General features: G+C 73.6%; 4 protein-coding genes. 3 read left to right on the plus strand and 1 reads right to left on the minus strand.

The genetic code is table 11. From position 1 onward, the window contains the following. The 3 genes from VJR25_RS13130 to VJR25_RS13140 all read left to right on the plus strand — a co-directional run. On the plus strand, window positions 1–2,184 hold a 2,184-nt coding region (locus VJR25_RS13130), incomplete at its 5' end, for a DUF3418 domain-containing protein (protein WP_324115728.1). A gap of 51 nt (window positions 2,185–2,235) precedes the next feature. Then, complete coding sequence (locus VJR25_RS13135) at window positions 2,236–3,177, plus strand: NADP-dependent oxidoreductase (RefSeq protein WP_324115730.1); 942 nt, start codon at window positions 2,236–2,238, stop codon at window positions 3,175–3,177. Between the two features lie 5 nt (window positions 3,178–3,182). Then, window positions 3,183–4,121, plus strand: a complete 939-nt coding sequence (locus VJR25_RS13140) for an EamA family transporter (RefSeq protein ID WP_324115731.1) — start codon at window positions 3,183–3,185, stop codon at window positions 4,119–4,121. Window positions 4,122–4,137: 16 nt separating this feature from the next. On the opposite strand, the gene VJR25_RS13145 is transcribed toward VJR25_RS13140, so the two are convergent. Further along, the coding region (locus VJR25_RS13145) for a sulfurtransferase (protein ID WP_324115733.1) at window positions 4,138–4,568 on the minus strand (431 nt) is incomplete at its 5' end.

Consider the following 4,568-nt stretch of genomic DNA (forward strand, 5'->3'; position numbering starts at 1 on the left):
CCGGCCACGAAGGACAGGCGCGCCGGCAAGCCCGCCGATGCGCGCCGGCAGCAGGCGCAGTACCGGGGCGCGCGGGGCGCCACCTTCGCCGTCTTCCCCGGATCGTCCCTGCGCCGCACCCGCGCGCAGGCGCTGATGGCCGCCGAGCTCGTCGAGACGTCCCGCCTGTACGCCCGCACGGTCGCCGTGATCGACCCGGCCTGGGCGGAGCCGCTCGCCGGCGACCTCGCCAAGCGCAGCCTCAGCGATCCGCACTGGTCGAAGGATGCCGGCGCCGCCGTCGCCGCCGAGAAGGTGACCCTGTTCGGGGTCGAGATCGTCCCGCGCCGACGGGTACAGCTCGCCCGCATCGACCGGCCGCTGGCTCGCGAGCTGTTCCTGCGGCACGCGCTCGTCGACGGCGAGTGGGAGCCGGCCCACCTCGACAAGCGGCTCACCGCGTTCTGGCGGCGCAACCTCGAGCTGCGCCGCAAGCTCGAGAAGATCGAGGAGCGCGAGCGCCGCCGCGACATCCTCGTCGGCGACGAAGCCGTCTACGCGTTCTACGACGCCCGCCTCCCCCACGATGTGTTCGACGTGCGCTCGTTCGAGGCCTGGTGGAAGGATGCCTCCGTCCGCACGCCGCGGCTGCTCGACATGGCCGAGGCGGATCTGCTCGACGAGGTGTCCCGCACCGACGAGCGCGACTTCCCGACCCGATGGCGCCAGGGGGACCAGGTGCTGTCCCTGGCGTACCGGTTCGAACCCGGGGCGGCGGACGACGGCGTCACCGCAGTGGTGCCCCTCGCCCTTCTCGCCCAGCTGCGTCCGGACGGCTTCGACTGGCAGGTGCCCGGCATGCGCGACGAGCTCATCGCCGCGCTCATCCGCGCCCTCCCCAAGACGATCCGGCGGCACGTCGTGCCCGCGGCGGACTGGGGCGCGAAGTTCGCCGAGGAGATCGCCGCGGACGGTCCCGAATCCCACGACGGGATGCCGCCCCGGTCTCTCCGCGACGCGCTCGCCGCCCGCATCCAGCGGGTCGCGAACCAGCCGGTCTCGGGCGCCGACTTCGATCTCGTGCGGGTGCCGGAGCATCTGCAGATCGCCTTCCGCGCCGTCGACGAGCGCGGCCGCGCGGCGGGCTCGGACCGAGACCTGGCCGCCCTGCAGGCACGGCTGTCCGACCGGGCCCGCAGTGCCGTGTCCCGGTCGATCTCCCGGGACAGCACGTCCCGTCCGGGCCCGGCGGGCCCCGCGCCACGCGCGCCGCACGGCGGATCCGCCACCGGCCCGTCCGGCGGACGGGCAGACGCGAACCGCGACTCCCGGGTGATCGAACGCTCCGGGCTCACGGCCTGGGACCTCGACGACCTGCCCGACGTCGTCGACACCCGCGTCGCCGGCGGCGTGGTGCGCGGCTACCCCGCACTCGTCGACGACGGCGACAGCGTGAGCGTGCGCATCGAGGCCGACCCGGGGATCGCCGCCGCCAGAACGCGCGCCGGCGCGCGGCGGCTGATCCTGCTGTCGAGCCCCTCCCCGGCCTCGTACGTGCTCGACCACCTCACCGCACCTGAGAAGCTCGCGCTGGCGGCATCCCCGTACCCCTCGGCCCGCGCACTCGTCGAGGATGCCCGCGCCGCGGTGTCGGACCGCATCATCGACGAGACCCTCGGAGCGCCCGGCCCGATCCGCACCGCCGCGGAGTTCGCCCGCGCCCGCGACGCGTTCGGTGCACGCGTGGTCGACGAGCTCTTCCAGGCGGTGTCGCTGTGCGCCCGCATCCTCACCCTGCACCGCGACGTCGAACGCGCCGTGAAGGGCCGGAACGCGCTCACGCTGCTCGCGGCGCTCGGCGACGTGAAGGCGCAGCTGGCGGGGCTCGTCCATCCCGGGTTCGTGTCCGCCACCGGCATCGCGCGGCTGCAGCACCTCCCGCGGTACCTGCAGGGCGCCCTCCTTCGGGTCGCAGCACTGCCGGACTCACCCGGTCGCGACCGGCAGCGGCAGACCGAGTTCGAGCGCGCAGCGGTGCTGTACGCCGAGGCGGGCGGGACGATCCCGCCGGCTCCGGATGCTGCGGGCGGGCTCGTCCACGTGCGCTGGCTGCTGGAGGAATACCGGGTGAGCCTGTTCGCCCAGACCCTCGGCACCGCCGAGCCGGTGTCGCTCCAGCGCATCCAGAAGGCGCTCCGGGAATAGACTGAACCAGCAGTCCAGCCGGTACAGAAACACGATCGAAGGGCGCAGGCCATGGCACGCGTGATCCAGTACACCGAGTTCGGCGGTCCCGAGGTGCTCACCCTCGCCGATGTGGAGGCGCCCGAACCCGGTCCCGGCGAGCTCGGCGTGCGCATCGACGCCGCCGGCGTGAACCCGGTCGACTGGAAGCAGCGCAGCGGCCTGCGCAAGACCGGCGCCATCACCACGCCTCGTCGGCCCGGCTCCGACGGCGCCGGGCGCATCACCGCCGTGGGCGCCGGCGTCGAGGGGTTCGCCGTCGGCGACGAGGTGGTGCTCTTCGGCGCGACCGGCCTCTACGCGACGGACGTCGTGGTGCCGGCCGCCCACGTGCTGCCCCGGCCGCCGCAGGTCACGGCCGCGGAGGGCGCCGCGATCGGCATCCCGGCCGGCACCGCGTACCAGGCCCTGCGTTCGCTGGATGTCACCGCGGCCGACACCCTGCTGATCCACGGCGGTTCGGGCGCGGTCGGCCAGGCCGCCATCCAGTTCGCGACGCTGTGGGGCGCGACCGTGCTCGCGACGGCCTCGCCGCGGCGCTTCGACCGCGTCCGCGAGCTGGGCGCCACTCCGATCGTGTACGGCGACGGCCTCGTCGACCGCGTGAAGGATGCCGACCCGGCCGGGGTGACGGTCATCATCGACGCGGCCGGCACCGACGAGGCACTCGACGCCTCACTGGCGCTGCTGGCGGACACCGACCGCATCGCGACGCTCGTGCGCGGAGCGGATGCCGCCGGTCTCGGCATCCAGGCGTACTCGGGAGGCGCACCGCATCCGCTCACCGCTCAGCAGGAGGCCTGGCGCGTGGAGGCCATGCCGGTCACGCTCGCGCTGATGGCGGCCGGGGCCTTCTCGGTCGAGCTCGGCCCCTCGTTCCCGCTCGCGCAGGCGGCGGAGGCGCACCGGGTCGTGTATGCCGGCGTCGACGGCAAAGTCACCCTGCTGCCCTGATATCCGTGTCGGTCCTCCTCGCACTCACCGCCGCGATCACGTACGGTGTCGGCGACTTCCTCGGCGGCCTGTCCGCCCGGCGGTGGCGGGTCTTCCCCACCACGCTCACGACGTGCGTCGTCGCCACGGTGCTCCTCGGCTTCGTGCTGCTGATCACGGGCGGCGAGTGGTCGGCGGCGACGCTTCTGAGCGGATCGCTCGCCGGGCTGTTCGCGGCATCCGGCTTCCTCACGTTCTACGCGGCGCTCGCCGTCGGCCCGATCTCGATCATCGCGCCGCTGATCGCCCTGCTCAACTCCGCCGTCCCGGTGCTGTGGTCGGTGCTGTTCGGCGCGCAGCTCAGCCCGCTGGCGTGGACCGCCATCACGATCGCCGTCATCGGGTCGGTGCTCGCGGGCTCCCAGCACGGTGGCACCGCGCGGGGCGTGCGCGGCAAGACGCTGCTCTACACGGTCATCTCCGGACTCTCGTTCGGGCTGTGCATCGTCGCCCTCGACGGACCACCGGCGAGTTCGCAGCTGATCCCGGCATTCCTCGACAGCGCGGTCTCCGCCCTCCTGCTCGTGCTGCTGATCGGGCTGGCCGCGGTCTCCCCGACGATCGCGCGCTGGCTGTCGGGGCTGGATGCCCCCGCCGACGTGGTGGGCACGCCGCACGGACCCGACATCGACGTGTCGAGCAGCTCGATCCGCACGCTCGAGCGCAAGCCGTCCGTCGGCCTGCGACTGGGAGTCGCGTCCGGCACGTTCACGGCAGCGGCGAACGCCGCGGTGATGACCGCGCTGCACACCGGCGATCTCGCCGTCGTCGCGGTGCTCAACAACCTCTACCCGGTCTCGACGATCGTGCTCGCCTGGATCGTGCTGCGCGAGCGGCTGAGCCTCGTGCAGCTGGCGGGCGTGGTGCTCGCTGTCGTCGCATCCGTACTGCTCGGCATCGCGTGAACCTCCGGGTGACGGGTCACGCCCCCGTCGCCACCGGCCGGCCGGGCGTGTTCGACCACTGGCTCCACGAACCGGGATAGACCGCCACCTCGACGCCGGCCACCGCAGCCGCCAGCGCGGCCTGCGCCGCTGTCACGCCCGACCCGCAGTAGGCGGCCGCCGGCTGTCCGTCCCCCGCGCCGACCTCGGCGAACGCCGCCCGGATCTCGTCAGGCGACCGGAAGACGCCGGTCACCGGATCGACGTATTCCGCTGCCGGCATGTTCACTGCGCCGGGGATGTGTCCGGCGATCGGATCCATCGGCTCCACCTCTCCGCGGAACCTCTCGGCGGCCCGCACGTCGATGAGCACCCCGTGGCGCGGCCACGCCGCCGCCTCGTCGATGTCGACGGCCCCGCCCGGAAACACGTAATCCGACAGCTCGATCTCGCTCGGCTCGTGCGCGA

This window comes from Microbacterium sp. (genome assembly GCF_035277845.1).
Classification (GTDB): Bacteria; Actinomycetota; Actinomycetes; order Actinomycetales; family Microbacteriaceae; genus Microbacterium.

Excerpts from the sequence above, each read along its gene's own strand:
- VJR25_RS13135 (WP_324115730.1), top strand. The coding sequence starts at position 2,236 with ATGGCACGCGTGATCCAGTACACCGAGTTCGGCGGTCCCGAGGTGCTC.